We start from the raw sequence: 17,611 nt of genomic DNA on the forward strand, positions 1-17,611 counted from the left end.
GGGCCGCGCACCGGTCGCCGCGCGCTGCGACGCGGTAACGCACGGCGCCGAATACACGACATTATCGACCTACCGCACCGAGGTGATTGCGCATGAACGCCGAACTCCTCCCCCGCACGTTCGTCGAACTCACCGACGCGCTCCCCGGCGGTGTCGGCCTCGACCGCTTCACCCGATTGGTCGTCGACAAGGTGATCGAACTCGTCGGAGCCGATTCCGCCGTCCTGCTGCTCGCGGGACGCGGTGCGACCCGGCCGACGCTGGCGTCCGGCTCCTCGCAGCGCGCCCGCGAACTCGGCCAGCTTCAGCTCAGCCTCGACGAAGGCCCGTGCCTCGACGCGTTCCGCGACGGCGTGGCCGTGCGGTACCCGGAGGACCGGCAGTGGCCGCGGTTCAGCCACCGGGTCGGCTCGGACCAGGAGTTCTCTCTCGATGCCATCCCCCTGCGCCGCGAGGACATCAGCGGGGCGCTGGGAATAATCCGGGTGGGCTCGACAGGGCTAGACGCGACCGCGCTCGGCGCGGCGACCGCGATCGCCGATCTCGCGGCGATCAGCATCGCGCGCCACGGGCGCCTCCGCACCCGGCAGCGGCACGCGAAGCGGCTGCGCTCGACGCTCGACGTCCTGATCACCGTCGAACAGGCCAAAGGCATTCTCGCGGAAAGAACCGGAACGGACATCGAGACGGCGCACAAGCTGATGCAAGACTATGCGCACGTGCAGAACGAATCGATGAGCGGAATTGCGCGCCGCGTGGTCGCCGAGACCGGAAAACCCACCTGAACGGTGGAAGTTTTCGCACGAGTCAACCACGCTCGGCGAGAGATAGCTTTTTCACGGCGGGACACCGTACAATTCGCAGGGTCGCCGCGACGCGCTCAGCCGCGGTGTATCCATTCGCCGTCCTGGCCCTCCGACGGTCATCCAATCGTCCGGTCGCCTGAAAGGCCTCTGCCATGGATGAAGAACACCCCGTGGAGAGTATCGACGAAACGCTCATTCGAGGGAATGCGACCCTGCTGCAGCTCGACAGCGCCACCGTTGTCGCGCTCCAAGCCGCCACCCGGGAGTTCCGCGCGCTCGACTACCGGCACGGCGGTGGCGCCTGCTTCGACGCCATCTCGGTCCTGTTGCGGTACGCCGAAACCCTCCTGCGCAGCACCACCTCCGCCGACACCATGGACCAGTTCTGCGTCGCGCTGGCCGACCTGCACAATCTGGCGGGCTGGACCCGTTTCGACACCGGCCATCCCGACCTCGCGCGCAGGCATTTCGAGCGCGCGCTCGAACTGGCCGCGGCGGCCGGTGACGACGACCTGGTGGCCAACGTGTGCTACCGGCTCGGCCGGGTTCACCTGCACCACAACGAACTCGACCAAGCAGCCCGGCAGTTCGAGCACGGCCAGTCGATCGCCGAACGGGCAGGGGTTCCGCTGACGCAGTCGATTCTCTCCTCGAACCAGGCATGGGTGCACGCGCGCGGTGGTGACGGCGCGGCGGCGGTGCGGTTGCTGGACACCGCGCGGCACCAGTTCGACCTGGCTTCGGAGCACGCGGACGACCGAACACCGCCGTGGGCCGGTTTCTTCGACGCGACGGACCTCACCGCGATGATCGGCACCGTGCACACCGAACTGGCGGTCACCGCGGGCGCCGAACAGAGCGAGGTCGCGATCCCCGCGTTGCGGGAGGCCGCCGCGGGGTACCGGGACGGGATGGCCCGCAGCCGCTCGTTCGTGCTCATTTTCCTTGCCACGAACCACGTCCTCGACGGCGACGTCGACGAAGCCGGTGAGGTCGGTGGCCGCGCGATCGACGCCGCGGGGCAGCTCACGTCCGCCAGGGCACGGGATCGCATCCGGCCGCTGCTCGCGGCCGCCCGCCGGCTCCCCCGCGACCGCCGTGCGGTCGAACTGAGCGAACGGATCCAGTCGTTCCTCACCACCCCAATGGCGTGAACCGCACCACCCGGCTGGTTCACGCGCGACCGTACGCGCCCCGGCTAGCCTGGATCCTCTGTTCGCCCAGGACCTCGGCGACCCTCGCTGCCTCGTATCGAACCCCGATCGGAGTGTCCCCGTGGCGTCACCTGTGCACGACACCTTTCGCGATCCCTATCCGATCGGGTGGATTCTCACCTATCGCGAGCGGATCGGGACGAACGGAGCGGGCTGGCACTACCGCGTCGGCGTGGTCACCGGCGATTCCGTCCGCGATGCGCGCACCGGCGTCGAATCGGTCCCGCTCACACCGCCGGACGACCGCGCGGACGGGGTGGTGTGGGTCCGCGACGACGACATCATCGGGATCGAGCCGCGCCTGCGGATCCGGCATGGCTGAGGACAGATCCGGTCGCGAGCACCAGGTCGACCGCCGCGCGGTGCCGAAGCGCCACGGCGGGGGCTACCCGCCGGGATGGCGCGTCCGGTACCGCCAGCGCGCGTGCCGGGCGCGTCGTCAGGCAGGCGAGTTCGCCGCGGCCTCGCCCGAGATGACCGGTGTGGTCGCCGGGCGGGGCCTCCGCGACGTCCACACGAACACGACCTGGGTGCCGGTGCGGCCGGACGACGCGCCGGAGGACACCCCGGCACGGCTCGTGCGCGCGACCGACATCCTCGACGCGACGCCGCCGGACCGTTTCCAGGCCGCGGCGCCCGGGGAATAAGCGGCCCCCGCCCGTCCCACCGCGAGTCGCACCGCGCGGATCCCCTCGCCAGGCAACAATCTGCCTATTAGAACGAACGGGTGGGTGACGTACGCCATTCGCGGGTAGTGCGAACACGGAGCGCCATCGTATGCTACCCGTGAGTAGAAGATCTTGACTTCCTGGACGCGGTGGGAGGCGAGATGGCGACCGACCGCGGTGGTGCCGCCGGCGGCAACCGGCGGGATTCCCTGGAGCAGCTTCTCGAACACGGCCCGTTCGACGTCGCGCTGCGCGCGGCGATCGCGGCGCGCGGCCTGAGTCTCGACCGCATCCAGGACCGGTTGCGCCGCCAGGGTGTGCAGATCAGTCTGGCCACGCTGAGTTATTGGCAGTCGGGGCAGCGCAGGCCCGAACGGGCGACCTCGTTACGGGCGGTCGAACATCTCGAAGAAGTGCTCGAGCTGCCGCGGGATTCGCTGCGCGATCTCCTCGGCCCTCGTCCCCCGAGGGGCGCGAAGAACACCGGTTTGCCGGGGCTCGCCGAACTGTGGCCGTCCAAACCCGAGGTGTCGCGGCTGCTCGGCGACGTGCCGGTCGCGCCGGACACGTCGTTGCGACGGCTCACGCTGCACGACCGGGTGCTGGTCGGCCCGGACGGGCGGGAAAGCTCGGTGCGCTGCACCCAGGTCATGCGCGCCGAGCGCGGCGGACCGGACCGCGCGCTGGTCGTCTTCGACTGGGACGGCGATCCCGACGATCCGCCCGCGGTGAGCGCGTTGCGGAACTGCCGGCTCGGCAAGGTGGTCACCAGTGGCGAGAGCTGTCTTTTCGCCGCAGAGCTGCTGTTCGAACGGGCGTTGTGCCACGGGGAAACCGTGCTGATCGAGTTCGAGGTGCACACCCCTCGCCGCCGGCTCGCCGAACCCGCCGTCACCGAGTCCTACTTCCGCCGCTTCCGCCGGCCCGTGCGGGAGTACTTGCTCGAGGTCTACTTCGATCCGGCCGCGGTTCCCCAGCGGTGCCGCCATTTCACCGCACCGCCCGGCGAAAGCGGCCCGGAATCGGTCCGCGGCCTCAAGATCGGCGTCTCCGACTCGGTGCTGGTGCTCGCGCGCGACTTCGGTCCCGGTCACTTCGGCGTCCGGTGGCATTTCGACAAGTGAGGCCGCCGTGGTGAGAGCGGGACCACAAACCGCCCTTTTCACTTTTCACATCGTGCTGTTTCGGCAGGAAAACGGCGCCGCTCGCGCGCCGTGCGGCGGAGTACCGGCGGCGGCTTCCGCGGTGCCACGCTCGGTGGCCGCTTGCTCACGGTCGAACGTGCCCCTTAGCTAGGGCTTGTACGGGCGTCCCATTGTCTGTTTCTCCCCCGAGGTGTTCATGAGCCTGCGGCTGGCCACCAACCCCACCGGCCCGGTGCCCCCGCGCGTACGCGCGCGCTGGGTGCTGCCCGCGCTGGTGGTTCTCGCGTGGCTCGTCTTCGGCACCGTCACGGCGAACTTCCCTGGCCGGCTTTCGCAGGTGCAGACGAACGACGGCGCGGCGTTCCTCCCCGCCGGGGCGGAAGCGACGGAGGTCGCGCACCTGCAGGAGCGGTTCGCGGGCGGGAAGATCCAGCCCGCGCTCGTGGTGTACGAGCGGGCCACTCCCCTCACCGGCGCCGATCGCACGGCGATCTCCGCGGCTTCCGCGGCGATCGGGCACCTGCATGGGCTCGCGGGGCCGGTGAGCCAGCCGATCCCCGCGCCGGACGGAAAAGCGGTACAGGTCGTCGTCCCGGTGTCCGGTGTGGACGGTTTCGCCGCTGGCGAGACGGTGAGCTCGGTACGCGATCTCGTGCACGACGGCCTTCCGCCGGGGCTGACCGCGGCGGTCACCGGGCCTGGTGGGTTCAACGCGGACTTCAGCGAGGTGTTCGGCGGTATCGACGGCAGCCTGCTGCTCATCACCGCGCTCGCCGTCGTCGTGATCCTGGCGCTGGTCTACCGGAGCCCGCTGCTCCCGGTGGTGGTGCTCGCCTCCGCGGGGCTCGCACTCGTCGCGGCGTCCACCGTCGTGTATCCGCTCGCGTCCAGCGGCGCGCTCACGCTCAACGGGCAGACACAGGGCATCTTGTTCATCCTGGTCTTCGGCGCGTCGACCGACTACGCGCTCCTGCTCGTCGCGCGGTACCGCGAAGAGCTGACGAGACAGGACAGTCCACGCTCGGCGGTGCTGACCGCCTTGCGCGCGTCCGTCGAGTCCATCGCCGCCTCGGCCGCCACGGTCGTGCTCGGGCTGCTGTGCATGCTGTTCAGCGAACTCACTTCCAACAAGGGCCTCGGCCCGGTGGCCGCGATCGGCATCGCCGCGTCGCTGCTGACCTCGCTCACCTTCCTTCCCGCGGCGCTGGCGCTGCTCGGTCGCGCCGCGTTCTGGCCGATTCGGCCCGCCGCCAAGCACCGCGCCGGGCTGTGGACGCGCGTCTCCCGGCTCGTCGGCCGCCGGTACCGGACCGTGTGGGTGGTCACCGCGCTCGGCCTCGCCGTGCTCGCCGCCTTCGCCCCCACGCTGAAGTCGACCGGCGTCAGCCAGGCGCAGGTGTTCCTCGACCGGGTCGAATCGGTGTCGGGCCAGGACACGCTCGCCGAGCACTTCCCGGGTGGCGCGGGCGATCCGGTGATCGTCGTCGCCAAGCAACCCGCGGCGGACCGTGTGGCGACGGCGTTGGGTGAGGTCTCCGGTGTCGACGGCGCACGGGTGAACGCGGATCCCGCCACCGGCGCGCCCAAGGTGGTGGACGGCCTCGTCGAGATCGAAGCGGTGCTCGACGCGCCTGCCGATTCCGGTACCGCGCTGTCCACAGTGGACAAGGTGCGGGACGCGGTGCGCGCCGTGCCGGGTGCCGACGCCAGGATCGGTGGCCAGAGCGCGGTGCAGCAGGAGATCCGCGCCGCCGCCGAACGCGATCGCGTGGTGATCATCCCGATCGTGCTGCTGGTGATCTTCGGCGTCCTCGCACTGCTCCTGCGGTCGCTGCTCGCGCCGCTGATGCTGATCGGGACCGTGGTGCTGTCCTTCGCCGCCACGCTGGGCGTCGGCGCGCTGGTCTTCAACCACCTGCTCGGCTTCCCCGGCTCGGACCCGTCGGTTCCGTTGTACGCCTTCGTCTTCCTGGTGGCGCTGGGCATCGACTACAACATCTTCCTGATGCACCGCGTCCGCGAAGAGGCGCACGGCCTCGGCACCAGGGCGGGAACGCTCGAAGCGCTGTCGGTGACCGGCGGGGTGATCACCTCGGCCGGCGTCGTCCTCGCCGCGACGTTCGCCGCGCTGTCCGTGCTGCCGATCCTGTTCATGGCGCAGATCGCGTTCCTGGTCGCCTTCGGGGTTCTCCTCGACACCTTGATCGTGCGTTCACTGCTGGTGCCCGCGCTCACCGTCCACATCGGACGTACTTTGTGGTGGCCCGGTGCGCTTCGCAAGGGCGCGGTCTGAGCCGCCCGTGGCAGGCGGCAGCCGGACCGCGACCACCGCGCCGACCGCCGTGACCGCCGCGGCGGCGATCGCGGTCGCCGCGAACCCGGTGAGGAACGCGTGATGTGCCACATCCGGCGCGACACCGGGCGGCACGGCGCCACGCGTGACCGCGTCGTCCGCGACGAACGCCTTGGCGCGCAACGACATCACGGCGCCGAGCGCCACGATGCCCAGCACGCCACCGATCTGGGTGGCCACCTGCTGCAACGCCGACGCGAGCCCGGACATCGAAACCGGTGCGCCCGCCACGATCAGCTGAGTCGCCGCGATCAGCGCGACACCGGTGCCGAGGCCCAGCACCACCGAAGCGGGGAGCGCGTCGAGCCATCCCGTGCCCGCGTCGAGCCGGGTGAACCCGAGCAACCCGACCGAGACCAGCGCGAGCCCGGCGGCGGCGGGAAGGCGTGGCCCGAACCTGCCGGTGAGCAGGCCGCCGGCCGGGGCGCTGACGACCACCACCACGGTCACCGGGAGCAACCACATCCCGGCACCGACCGGATCGAGGCCGCGCACGTTCTGCAAGTACAGCGTGAGGAAGAACAACAGCCCGAACAACGAGAAGTAGCTCAGCGCGGTCAGCACCGCACCGGCGCCGACACCCGGCGACCGCAGCAGCTCCCGGATCGTGCCCGGCTCCCCCACCGCCCGCGACTCGCCGGTCCGCGCGACCGCGATCGCGGCGGTGAGCACGGCGATCGGCACGTTGACCACGAACACCGCCTGCCAGCCAGCCCACTCGACGAGCAGGCCAGCCACGATCGGCCCCGCGGCGATCGCGGCGGCCGACGCGCCACCCCAGATCCCGAGCGCGAGCTCCAGCCGTGCCGGGGGGAACACCGCGCGGAGCAGCGCGAGCGCCGCCGGTTGCAGCAGCGCGCCGCAGATCCCTTGCAGCGCGCGCAACCCCACCAGCATCCCGATCGACGAGGTCAGCGCGATCAGCAGCGAGACGACTCCGAACCCGAGCACCCCGGTGAGGAACACCGCCCTGCGGCCGAAGCGGTCCGCGAGCCTCCCGGCCGGGAAGAGCGCCGCGGCGAGCGCGAGCAGGTACGCGGTCGTCACCCACTGCAGCCCGGCCAGCGAGGTCCCGGTGGTGCGGGCGATCTCGGGCCCGGCGATGGTCAGCGCCGTGCCGTCGAGCCCGGCCATCATGCCGCCGAGGGATACCGCGGCCAGCGTCCACCACGGCCGGTTTCCCACGGCACGGGACTCCGGCGTAAATTTCATCTCAATACCTTTCCCGCGGCCTTGCCGAGGACCCCGGCGAGGAATGGAAATGTACATCGAGCCGGTACCGCGTCAGCTCCGCCGCTTTCAAGATAGCGGCACTTCGACCATTGGCGACAGCGGATCCCGGTCACCCCCAGAAAGGCACGGCTCCAGAATTCTGGCCACGTCACCCGGAGCGCATTCACTCCCCCGGCCGGGTTACCCCATTTCCGCCGCCCGCCAAACCCAGCCAGCGAATATGTTGTCGTCGCGAACCAACGGCCGCGCCGCCCGACCGCCGGGTTGTCCAGCAGGTGAATGCGAGGTCAACGCCGACGGCGAAGGTGTGAAAAGTGAACTATCGAGGGGTGTGAATAGTGTGAAAAAACGACTCGTCGGGAACCGGAAAGCGGACGCGTGATTTTTTCCGCCACGGTGTCCCGACTCACAGACAAAGGTATCTTGCGCAGCGAAAAGTACGCCCGGTACTGTCCGGACATCTCGCATCGCCGCTGGAATTCCCCTTGGGGCAATGGCCGATTCGGCGCGGCGCGCGCCGATCGGATTTCCCGCGAGCGCGCGCGTTCGACCCGAGCACAGTTTCACCTCGAGCACAGCGTCGTATCAGTAACAGCGTTGGGAGCGTCATGGCTTACCAAGACACCGTATTCTCCACCGGGTTCGGCCCGCTGACCTCGTCACTGGCGAGCCGCTGGGACTCCGACCGGCCCGCGTTCACCTTCGTCGACTACAGCGAGCGGCGTGAGGGCGTGTCCACCACGCTCAGCTGGGCCGAACTCGACCTGCGCGCCCGCGCGGTCGCCGCCCGCCTCGGCGAGGTGACCACCGCCGGGGAGCGCGTCGCGGTGCTGTGCCCGCAGAACCTCGACTACGTCGTCGCGTTCTTCGGCGCCCTGTACGCGGGGGTGATCGCGGTTCCGCTGTTCGCCCCCGAGGTGAGCGCGCACGGCGAGCGGCTCGTCGGGGCGCTCGCGGACAGCGACCCCGAGGTGTGGCTCACCTCGGAATCGGCGGTGGCCGATATCCGCGCCCTGCTCGACGCGCACCCGGTGCCGCGGCCGAAGCACCTGATCGCGGTGGACACTGTGGACACCGCGCTCGCCGCGCGCTACACCGACGTCGCGGTCGTTCCGGACCAGCCCGCGTATCTGCAGTACACCTCCGGCTCGACGAGGAAGCCCGCTGGCGCGGTCATCACGCACCGCGCACTCGCGGCGAACGTCCGCCAGATCGTCGAGGCGTACGGCACCGGCGAGGACAGCACGTGCGCCGGATGGCTCCCCTTCTTCCACGACATGGGCCTGCTCCAGCTCATCTGCCTGCCCGCCCACGCGGGCTGCCATTCGGTGTTCACCACGCCGTTCGCCTTCACCCGCAAGCCGCTGCGCTGGCTGCACCTGATGAGCGGGCGCCGTGACGTGATCACCGCGGCACCCAACTTCGCCTTCTCCTACACCGCGGCGAAACTGGCGGCGGGTGGCGACACCGAAGGGATCGACCTCAGCGGGGTGCACGCCGCGATCAACGGCAGCGAGCCGGTCCGCGCCGAGACGATCGACGGGTTCCTTGCCGCGGCGGGGCCGCTGGGCTTCCGCGCCGAGGCGCACCGGCCGTCGTACGGGCTCGCGGAGGCGACCGTGTTCGTCAGCACCACCGATGCGCGCGCTCCTCGCGTGGCGGTGCTGGACCGGGCGGAGCTCGGTGCCGGGCGCGCGGTCGTGGTCGAACCGGGGCACGACCGGGCGCTGAGCCTGGTGTCGGCGGGGCGGCCGGTCGGCCAGGAACTGCGCGTCGTCGATCCGGCCACCGGCGCGCCCCTGCCGGACGGCACGGTCGGCGAGATCTGGTTGCACGGCCCCAACATCGCCGCCGGTTACTGGCGCCAGGCCACGCGTTCGGCGGAGTCCTTCGACGGCACGGTGACCGAAGGCGAACCGCGGTCGGGGTGGCTGCGCACCGGTGACCTCGGGGTCTGGCACGAGGGCGAGATCTACCTGACCGGCAGGCTCAAGGACCTGATCATCATCGACGGCAAGAACCACTACCCCCAGGACATCGAAGCGACCGCACAGGAAGCGCACCCGGCACTGCGGCGCGACCGGCTCGCCGTGTTCAGCGTGACCCGCGACGGGCAGGAGGCGCCGGTGGTGGTCGCCGAGTACTCCAACCACGTCGCCGAGGCGGACCGGAACGTCGAGGAGATCGAGCGCGCCGTCCGCGCGGCCGTCGCCAAGCACCACGACCTGCGGCTGCACGAGTTCGTCCTGGTGCCGCCGGGAACCGTGCTCCGCACCTCGAGCGGCAAGATCGCCCGCTCGGCCACCCGCTCGCACTACCTGTCCGGAGGCCTGTCGTGAACAGCACGAGACTGCGCCAGTGGCTCACGTCGAGAATCGCCGAGATCTGCGGGATCGTGGAGTCCGATGTGGACGCCGACCGGCCGCTCCACGAATACGGTCTCACCTCGCGCGACGCCGTGATGCTCACCGGAGAGCTGGAGGACGAGCTGGACCGCGACCTGCCGACGCAACTGCTGTGGCAGCACCCGACGATCACCTCGCTCGCCAACGAACTCGCCGGTGACGGTGACACCTCGATCTCCTCGGCGCTACCGCGACCAACGCCCTCGGCGAACGCCGCCGAGCCGATCGCCGTGATCGGTCTCGGGTGCCGCCTGCCCGGTGGCGTCCGGGGCCCCGGCGATTACTGGCGGCTGCTGGTGTCCGCGGAGAACGCGGTCACGCCGCTGCCGGAAGACCGGTGGGCCCAGTTCGGTCACGACACCCCGGAACAGATCGAGACGCTCGCGAACACCACCCGCTGGGGCGGTTTCCTCGACTCCGTGGCCGAATTCGACGCCGAGTTCTTCGGCATCACGCCGCGCGAAGCGAGCGCGATGGACCCGCAGCAGCGCCTGCTTCTCGAAGTGGCCTGGGAGGCACTCGAACACGCCGGGGTCGCACCGGAGCGGCTGCGCGGCAGTGCCACGGGGGTGTTCGTCGGGATCAGCGGCAACGAGTACGGCGACCTGACGCTCGGCGACGTCAGCCGCATCGACGCGTGGAGCGGCACCGGATCCGCGCTGAGCATCGCCGCGAACCGGCTTTCGTACGTGCTCGACCTGCGCGGCCCGAGCGTCGCGGTGGACAGCGCGTGCTCGTCGTCGCTGGTCGCGGTGCACCTCGCGATGCAGAGCCTGCGCGCGGGCGAGAGCGAGATCGCGCTCGCCGCGGGGGCGAACCTGCTGCTGAGCCCCGGCGTCACGGTCACCTTCGACCAGATGGGGATCACCTCCGCCGACGGCCTGTGCAAGCCGTTCGACGCCTCGGCGGACGGAATCGCCCGCGCGGAGGGCGCCGGGGTCGTCGTGCTCAAGCCGCTGAGCGCCGCCCAGCGCGACGGCGACCGCGTGCTCGCCGTGCTGCGCGGGTCCGCGGTGAACTCCGACGGCAGGTCCAACGGGCTGACCGCGCCGAACCCGGCGGCACAGCAGGAACTGCTCCGCACCGCGTACGCGGCCGCGGGAGTCCAACCGTCCGAAGTGGACTACGTCGAAGCGCACGGCACGGGCACGCTGCTCGGGGACCCGATCGAGGCGGGCGCGCTGGGCACGGTGCTCGGCGCCGGGCGGCCGACCGAGCGGCCGCTGCTGCTCGGCTCGGTGAAGTCCAACCTCGGCCACCTCGAAGCGGCGGCCGGGATCGCGGGCCTGATCAAGGTGGTGCTCGCGCTCGCCAACCGGCGCATCCCGGCGAGCCTGAACTACACCGAACCCAATCCCCGCATCCCGTTCGACGAACTGCGCCTGTCGGTCGTCGCCGAGCAGCGGCCGTGGCCGGTGCACGACCGCGTCGCGCGCGCCGGGGTCTCCGGGTTCGGTTTCGGCGGCACCAACGCGCACGTCATCGCCGAGCAGGCGCCCGCGGTTCCGTTCGAGGAGGCGGTGTCGGGTCGTCCCGGTCAGTACCTGCTCACCGGCGCGTCGCCGGAGCGGCTCCGGCGTTCGGCCGCGACGCTCGCCGACTGGCTCGAAGAGTCCGGTGACCGGATTCCGCTGCCCGACGTCGAGCACTCCCTCGCCAGGCGCGCGGGTGGCAGGCACCGCGCCGTGGTGACCGCCGGGGACCACCGCGAACTGGTGGACGGGCTGCGCGCACTGGCGCACCGCACGGCACGGCCGGGGGTGGCCACCGGCCGAACCGGACAGGCGGGTCCGGTGTGGGTGTTTTCCGGGCAGGGCTCGCAGTGGGCGGGTATGGGGCGACGCCTCCTCGCCACCGAGCCCGCGTTCGCGGCGGCGGTCGACGAAGTCGATGCCGCGTTGCGCGCGGAAGGACAGCCGCTGCGCCCTGTCCTCGAAGGCGGCACCGAGCCCACCGGTATCGCGGAACTCCAGCCGGTGCTCTTCGGCATGCAGGTGGCGCTCGCCGGGCTGTGGCGGCACTACGGGGTCGCACCCGCCGCCGTGATCGGCCATTCGCTCGGGGAAATAGCGGCCGCGGTCGTCGCGGGTGCGCTCTCCCTCGCCGACGGCGCGCGGATCGCGGTGCGGCGGTCGGAACTGCTCGCCACCACCTCCGGGCAGGGGGCGATGGCGCTGCTCGAACTGTCCGCAGTGGACGCCGCGGAGCTGGTCGGCGAGTACCCCGGCGTCGATGTCGCGGTGTTCCATGCACCCGGACAGACCGTGGTGTCCGGTGTGCCTGGCGAGGTCGCGGCACTGGTGGACCGGGTCGGCGCGCGCGGTCTGCTGGCGAAGAAGGTCAATGTGGACGTCGCCAGCCATTCGCGGCTGGTGGCACCGGTGGCCGCCGCGCTGGGGCGTGAACTGACCGGCGTCGTGGCGACCGAGCCGGTGATCACGGTCTACCCGACCGCCGTCGAACAAGGGACCGCGGCCTTCGACGCGGACTACTGGGTGGCGAACCTGCGTGAACCCGTCCGCTTCACCCAGGCCGTCGCGAAGGCGCTCGACGACGGGTACCGTGCGTTCGTCGAGCTGTCGCCGCATCCGGTGCTGCACCACGCGATCACCGAGACCGCGGGCGATCGCGAGGTGTCGGTGCTCGGGACCCTTCGCCGCGATGACGACGAGAGCCACCGGTTCCACCTTTCCCTCGGCGCCGCGCTCGCCGCGACCGGCACCCGGCTGCACACCGCGGGGCGGTTGCTGGACTTGCCCACCACGCCGTGGCTGCACCGCGAGCACTGGGCGCCGAAACCCGCCCCCCGCGCGGCGGGCGGCGCGCATCCGCTCCTCGGTGTCCACATCGAACTGCCGGAGACCGGCACGCACGTCTGGCAGGCCGATCTCGGCACCGAGCACCGGCCGTGGCTCGCCGACCACCGCGTCGGCGGGCGCCCGGTGCTCACCGGCGCCTGCTACGTCGAAATGGCGCTGACGGCGGCGTCGACCGTGCTCGGCCGTCCCCCGCGGTCGTTCGCACTGCGGGACGTCACCCTGCACCAACCGCTGCCGCTCGCCGAGCACATCCCCGTCACGACCACGTTCACCGAGTCCGACCGCGTCGTCAAGGTGCACACCCGCGACGAGGACGGCTGGGTCCTGCACTGCGATCTCGTCGTGTCCGATGTGGACACCGCGGCCGCTGAACCGTGGCCGCGGGAGGACGAGCCGACGGCCCCGCTGCCCGCGAGCGAGCTGTACCAGCGGCTGAGCGCGCTCGGCGTCGACTACGGGCCCACGTTCCGGAGCGTGCTCGACGTACGCACCGGGGACCGCGTCGCGGCGGCCACCGTGTCGGTGCCCGAATCCGCGCCCGCCGCGGGCTACTTCCTGCACCCGGCCCTGCTCGACGCCTGCCTGCAGGCGTTCGCCGCGGCGTTGTCCACTGTAGAAGGAAAAGACGGAGACGCTTATCTGCCGATGGCGTTCGGCGCTGTGCGGGTGTTCGGCGCACCGTCCACCGGGGTCACGAGCCAGGTCACCATCGCACCGTCCACACCAGACTCCGGTGGCGTGCTCGGCGCGCTGCGGTTGCTCGACACCGACGGCGCCGTCGTGCTCGAAATGACCGACGTGTTCGCGCGCCGGGTGCGCCGGTCCGAGATCGGCGCGCCGCTGCGGGAAACGCTGCTGGCGCACGAATGGGTCCGCACGGACGCGCCGCAGCCGCGATCGGAGCCGTCCGTCGCGGTGCTCGCGCCCGCCGGAAACCCGCTCGCCGCCCGTCTGCGCGACCGGGTCGACACCGTCGAAGTCGGTGACGCGCGCGATGTGGTGCTGGTCCTCGACGATGCCGAGCCCGCCCATCCCGACAGCGGGGTGCGAGCCGTCGAAGCCGCGGCCGACCTGGTTCGCACGGTCGCCGACCACGCCGCGCCACCCCGGGTCTGGCTGGTCACGTCGTCCGCGGCGACGGTCCTTCCCGGCGAGGCCGGTCGTCCGGGGCTCGCCGCATTGCGCGGTCTGGTGCGCGTGCTCGCCTTCGAGCATCCCGCGCTCCGCGCGACCTGGATCGATGTCGACGGCGACGACACCGCGCTCGCCGTCGAACTCGCGGGTGGCGCGGCCGACGACGAGGTCGCGTGGCGTGGTGGACACCGCTACGCCGCACGCCTGGTACCCGCGTCGGCACCCGTCCCGGGAGACCATCCCGTCGTGCGTTCCGACGGCGGTTACGTGATCACCGGCGGTCTCGGCGGACTCGGGATCGCGCTCGCGCGCAAGCTGGCCTCGCTCGGCGCCGCCAAGATCGTCCTCAATGGACGGTCGGCGCCGCGGCCGGAAGTGGTTGCCGCACTGGACGAGTTCGGCGGCTCCGGAACCGTGGTCGAGGTCGTGCTCGGCGACGTCACCGAACCCGGCGTCGCCGAGAAGCTCGTGATCGCCGCGTCCGAGGGCGCGGTGGTGCGCGGCGTGGTCCACGCCGCCGCCGTCTTCGACGACCGCACGGTGTCGCGTTTGGACGGATCGACGATCCGGCGCACCTGGCTCCCGAAGGCGCACGGGGCGTGGCAGTTGCACGAGGCGACCGTGGACGCCGACCTCGACTGGTGGCTCGGATTCTCCTCCGCCACCGCGCTGCACGGGCTTCCAGGTCAGCCCGCGTACGCCTCGGCCAACGCGTACCTCGACGCCGTGGTCGCGCTGCGGCGGGCGAACGGCCTGCCCGCGGCCACGGTGAACTGGGGTACCTGGGCCGAGGTCGGCGCCGCCGCCGGGCTGGACGTGCCGTGGCTGACCCCGATCGATCCGGACGAGGGGCTCGGGTTGATCGAGGAGGTCCTGGCCTCCGGCGGCGGCGCTGTCGGCGCGGCCCGGTTGAACACCGGCAGGCTCGCGGCGGCCTTCCCGGACCTGCCCCGGCTGCCGTTCTTCTCCGCGCTGCTCGGCGAACACGCCGAAGCGGCGGAATCGACGGGGTGGGCGGGCCCGGCCGCGCTGGCCGGCCTCTCCCCCGCCGAAGTCCGCGCGCTGGCCGGTTCGCAACTGCGCGCGAGGATCGCGTCGGTGATGGGGCTGGGCCCCGACGAACTGCCCGACGACGTCCCGCTCACCGGTCTCGGTGTTGACTCGCTGCTCGCCGTCCGCATCCGCAACGGGCTCCAGCACGACTTCGGTGCCGTGCCCGCCGTTTCACTCCTCCTTCGCGGGGCGAGCCTGGCGGAGGTCCGGGAGTGGCTCTTCGACGAGTTGGACGTGGCGGAAACGGCTCAGCTGCCGAGCCCGCGGCAGCCCGGCACGGTACGGGTTCCTCCGCGCGACGCGGCGGAACGGTTGGTCGTCTCGGTGTGGGAGGACGTGCTCGGCGTCCCGGTCGGCGTCACCCAGGACTTCGCGGCCTGCGGCGGCGACGAGTCGGCCGCGGACCGGATCGCGACGCTGCTGAGCACGCGGGCCGGTGCCGCGTTCGACCGGGCGGCGTTGTTCGACAAGCGGACGCCGGAGCTGATGGCCGAGCTCGTGCGCGCGGCGGCGGTCGCGACGACCGGGCCGGTTCGCGTGCTCCGGGAGACCGGCGACGAGACGCCGGTGTTCTTCTTCCACCCCGGTGGCGGGGACACCTCGGTGTTCCGGCAGCTGGTCGACCAACTGCCGGGGAACATCCCGGCCTACGGCTTCGACCGCGTGGACGGCACCGGAACGGTCGAAGACCGCGTCGAGACCTACCTGCCGGAACTGCGGCGGCGCCAGCCGTTCGGTCCGTACCGCCTGGTGGGCTGGTCGTTCGGCGGGTTCCTCGCCTTCGAAGCCGCGCAACGGCTCGAAGCCGAGGGCGCGGAGGTTTCGCTGCTGGGCATGGTCGACCCGATCCTGCCCCTGCCGCAGGAACACGGACTGTCCGAACAGGAGTCGCTGGAACGCCGCTTCGAACGGTTCGGCGAGTTCCTCGAAACGAGTTACGGCAAACCGGTCGAACTCCCCTTCGCCGAACTCGCGCGGCTCGACGACGAGGGCCAGGCGGATCTGCTGATCGAGACGATCCTCGCCGCGGGCGTCATCGACGAACGCGTGAGCGGGGCGATCCTCGACCACCAGCGCCGGTCGTTCCTGGACGCCCGCCTGCTCGAGCGGTACCGGCCGTCCGGTTATACCGGGCGAACCGTCTTCTACAGCGCGGAAGTGCCCGTCCCCGGCGGCCTGCGCGACCCGCGGTTCGACCGGACCGATCCCGCCCGCGGCTGGGACGCGGTCTGCCGGAACCTGGAGGTGGTGACCGTGCCTGGCCACCACCTGTCCCTGCTGGACCCGCCAAACGTCGACGTGATCGCGGCACACCTCGCCACCGCGTTCTCCGGAACGGGTGCCGAGGTGCGCTGAGCCCACCGGCCACAGTGGACGGTTCGTCCACTGTGGCCGGTCCGGTTTTTCACCCTTGAACCTCACGTGACGGGAGGTCTTAGCCTGGTCCTCGGGCACGGGTCGATTCGCGACCGCGTCCCGAAGGGGGCCTGCCGATGGCCGGGTTCCCGCGGGCGGACAGCAGATGCGGCTCGTTCCCGGCAGGCTCCAGCTCGCCGCCGAGCCGGTGCCCCGAAAGCGGCTTTCGGGGCGCTGGATTCCCTGAAGGTCACTTTCAGGGCACGCGAAGGCTCGGCGCCAGTGCCCGTGCGCGCTCGATGTCGGGGCCGCGGTAGAGCCGTTCGGGGATGCTCGCGAGCGTGGACGGGCGCACCTGCGGGCCGAGCCCGTACAACTGCTGGAAGCTCATGATCAACGGGCGCCAGGCGTCCGGGTCGATCCGGTCCTCGGTGTTCGCCATGCGGATGTCGTCGTGCACGCCGACGCGCTGGATGCGGACTTCGATGGCGACGATCGATCCGCGCTGGGCCTCGTCCTCTTCGGCGACCGGGTGCACCGACTCCACCACGGCCTCCATCACCACCGGGCATTCCACCACCCGGGCCGCTCCCACGGTCTCGGCCGGACTCGCGGTCAGCCCAGCCCTGCCGAACTTGTCGTGGACGTGGTGGTACCCGCGGTCCTGTTTGAACTCGGGCACCGGATCGGACCCGGTGGTCAGCGCGAGCCGGTCGACGGCATCGGCGAGTGCGTCCGACGGCAGGTTCAGCACGCATTCACCGGTGCGCAGCATGTTCTGCGTCGTCTTCGAGCGCGCGCCGAGGCCGAGCATGGCGCGCCAGCCGAGCCAGAACGCCGAGGACATCGGCGCCAGGTTCGGCGTACCGTCCTCATTGGACGTGGAGATCAGCACGACGGGCGTGCCGAAGTAGAGGATGCCGGGCTCGATCTTGCTGTGCGGGGAAGAAGTGTCGTTCACACCAACGATTCTGGCCATCGGGAGCGCGGCGGGCTGGCGGTAATCGGACGTCATGATCGGCTGCTCGCGACACGCTACCGGAACGACCCGTGTCCTCACCGCGGCGAATGTGGCACCGTGGAGAGCATGCCAGAAGAAGGCCGCCGGATCACGGTGAGCCGCGTGATCGACGCACCCGCCGCGCGGGTGTTCGCGTTCCTCGCGGACCCCGCCAACCACCCCGCGCTCGACACCAGCGGAACGCTGCACGGGTACGCCGGTACCGCCGTCATCACCGGGGCGGGGCACACCTACGTCTGGCGGCTGCGTCCCCTGTCGGCGAACCGGACCGAGGTGACCCAGATCCACGACTGGTCGCGGTTCACGCACGTGGAGATGCTGCCCCACTTGCCGGTGGTGAACCGCGACCAGCTGCGCGCCTCGCTCGATCTGCTGGCGGACGCGCTCACGTGATCGGCGCCCCG

General features: G+C 71.3%; 11 protein-coding genes. 9 read left to right on the plus strand and 2 right to left on the minus strand.

Annotated elements, in window-relative coordinates:
- Positions 1-92 precede the first annotated feature (92 nt).
- The 6 genes from HUW46_RS43615 (at position 93) to HUW46_RS43640 (ending at position 6,126) form a co-directional block, all read left to right on the plus strand.
- Positions 93-785, plus strand: coding sequence for an ANTAR domain-containing protein (locus tag HUW46_RS43615; protein WP_215544492.1), 693 nt, complete (start codon positions 93-95; stop codon positions 783-785).
- A 191-nt stretch (positions 786-976) separates the two neighbouring features.
- Entirely contained in the window at positions 977-1,960 is a 984-nt protein-coding gene (locus tag HUW46_RS43620) for a tetratricopeptide repeat protein (protein WP_215544493.1), read from the plus strand.
- A gap of 121 nt (positions 1,961-2,081) precedes the next feature.
- Positions 2,082-2,342 (plus strand): hypothetical protein, encoded by a 261-nt coding sequence (locus HUW46_RS43625; protein ID WP_215544494.1) that lies wholly within the window; start codon positions 2,082-2,084, stop codon positions 2,340-2,342.
- Positions 2,335-2,667, plus strand: a complete 333-nt coding sequence (locus HUW46_RS43630) for a hypothetical protein (protein ID WP_215544495.1) — start codon at positions 2,335-2,337, stop codon at positions 2,665-2,667. Before HUW46_RS43625 ends, HUW46_RS43630 begins: the two co-directional genes overlap by 8 nt.
- A gap of 182 nt (positions 2,668-2,849) precedes the next feature.
- The gene (locus HUW46_RS43635) at positions 2,850-3,812 is read left to right on the plus strand and encodes a hypothetical protein (protein WP_215544496.1); all 963 of its coding nucleotides are present in this window, start codon (positions 2,850-2,852) and stop codon (positions 3,810-3,812) included.
- Positions 3,813-4,029: 217 nt separating this feature from the next.
- Positions 4,030-6,126 (plus strand): MMPL family transporter, encoded by a 2,097-nt coding sequence (locus HUW46_RS43640; protein WP_215544497.1) that lies wholly within the window; start codon positions 4,030-4,032, stop codon positions 6,124-6,126.
- Here HUW46_RS43640 and HUW46_RS43645 read toward each other — a convergent pair.
- Entirely contained in the window at positions 6,046-7,398 is a 1,353-nt protein-coding gene (locus tag HUW46_RS43645; RefSeq protein WP_215544498.1) for an MFS transporter, read from the minus strand. The two genes, HUW46_RS43640 and HUW46_RS43645, sit on opposite strands and share 81 nt — an antisense overlap.
- A 629-nt stretch (positions 7,399-8,027) precedes the next feature.
- On the opposite strand from HUW46_RS43645, the gene HUW46_RS43650 reads away from it, so the two are divergent.
- A complete protein-coding gene (locus HUW46_RS43650; RefSeq protein WP_215544499.1) occupies positions 8,028-9,758 on the plus strand; it encodes a fatty acyl-AMP ligase in 1,731 nt (576 codons plus the stop codon).
- Positions 9,755-16,186 (plus strand): type I polyketide synthase, encoded by a 6,432-nt coding sequence (locus HUW46_RS43655; protein ID WP_215544500.1) that lies wholly within the window; start codon positions 9,755-9,757, stop codon positions 16,184-16,186. The genes HUW46_RS43650 and HUW46_RS43655 overlap by 4 nt, the downstream gene beginning before the upstream one ends.
- A 256-nt stretch (positions 16,187-16,442) precedes the next feature.
- On the opposite strand, the gene HUW46_RS43660 is transcribed toward HUW46_RS43655, so the two are convergent.
- Positions 16,443-17,165 carry a flavin reductase family protein gene (locus HUW46_RS43660; protein ID WP_215550466.1) on the minus strand — a complete coding sequence of 241 codons (723 nt, stop codon included), beginning with the start codon at positions 17,163-17,165 and terminating at the stop codon, positions 16,443-16,445.
- 108 nt (positions 17,166-17,273) lie between these two features.
- On the opposite strand from HUW46_RS43660, the gene HUW46_RS43665 reads away from it, so the two are divergent.
- Positions 17,274-17,600, plus strand: coding sequence for an SRPBCC family protein (locus HUW46_RS43665; protein WP_215544501.1), 327 nt, complete (start codon positions 17,274-17,276; stop codon positions 17,598-17,600).
- The last annotated feature ends 11 nt before the right edge of the window (positions 17,601-17,611 follow it).

The sequence above is a fragment of the Amycolatopsis sp. CA-230715 genome (assembly GCF_018736145.1).
GTDB lineage: Bacteria > Actinomycetota > Actinomycetes > Mycobacteriales > Pseudonocardiaceae > Amycolatopsis.

What these genes read in the sequence shown, in the direction of transcription:
- HUW46_RS43665 (WP_215544501.1), top strand. Translation starts at nt 17,274, where the DNA reads ATGCCAGAAGAAGGCCGCCGGATCACGGTGAGCCGCGTGATCGACGCA.
- HUW46_RS43630 (WP_215544495.1), top strand. Translation starts at nt 2,335, where the DNA reads ATGGCTGAGGACAGATCCGGTCGCGAGCACCAGGTCGACCGCCGCGCG.
- HUW46_RS43645 (WP_215544498.1), bottom strand. Translation starts at nt 7,398, where the DNA reads ATGAAATTTACGCCGGAGTCCCGTGCCGTGGGAAACCGGCCGTGGTGG.
- HUW46_RS43640 (WP_215544497.1), top strand. Translation starts at nt 4,030, where the DNA reads ATGAGCCTGCGGCTGGCCACCAACCCCACCGGCCCGGTGCCCCCGCGC.
- HUW46_RS43615 (WP_215544492.1), top strand. Translation starts at nt 93, where the DNA reads ATGAACGCCGAACTCCTCCCCCGCACGTTCGTCGAACTCACCGACGCG.
- HUW46_RS43660 (WP_215550466.1), bottom strand. Translation starts at nt 17,165, where the DNA reads ATGGCCAGAATCGTTGGTGTGAACGACACTTCTTCCCCGCACAGCAAG.
- HUW46_RS43635 (WP_215544496.1), top strand. Translation starts at nt 2,850, where the DNA reads ATGGCGACCGACCGCGGTGGTGCCGCCGGCGGCAACCGGCGGGATTCC.
- HUW46_RS43650 (WP_215544499.1), top strand. Translation starts at nt 8,028, where the DNA reads ATGGCTTACCAAGACACCGTATTCTCCACCGGGTTCGGCCCGCTGACC.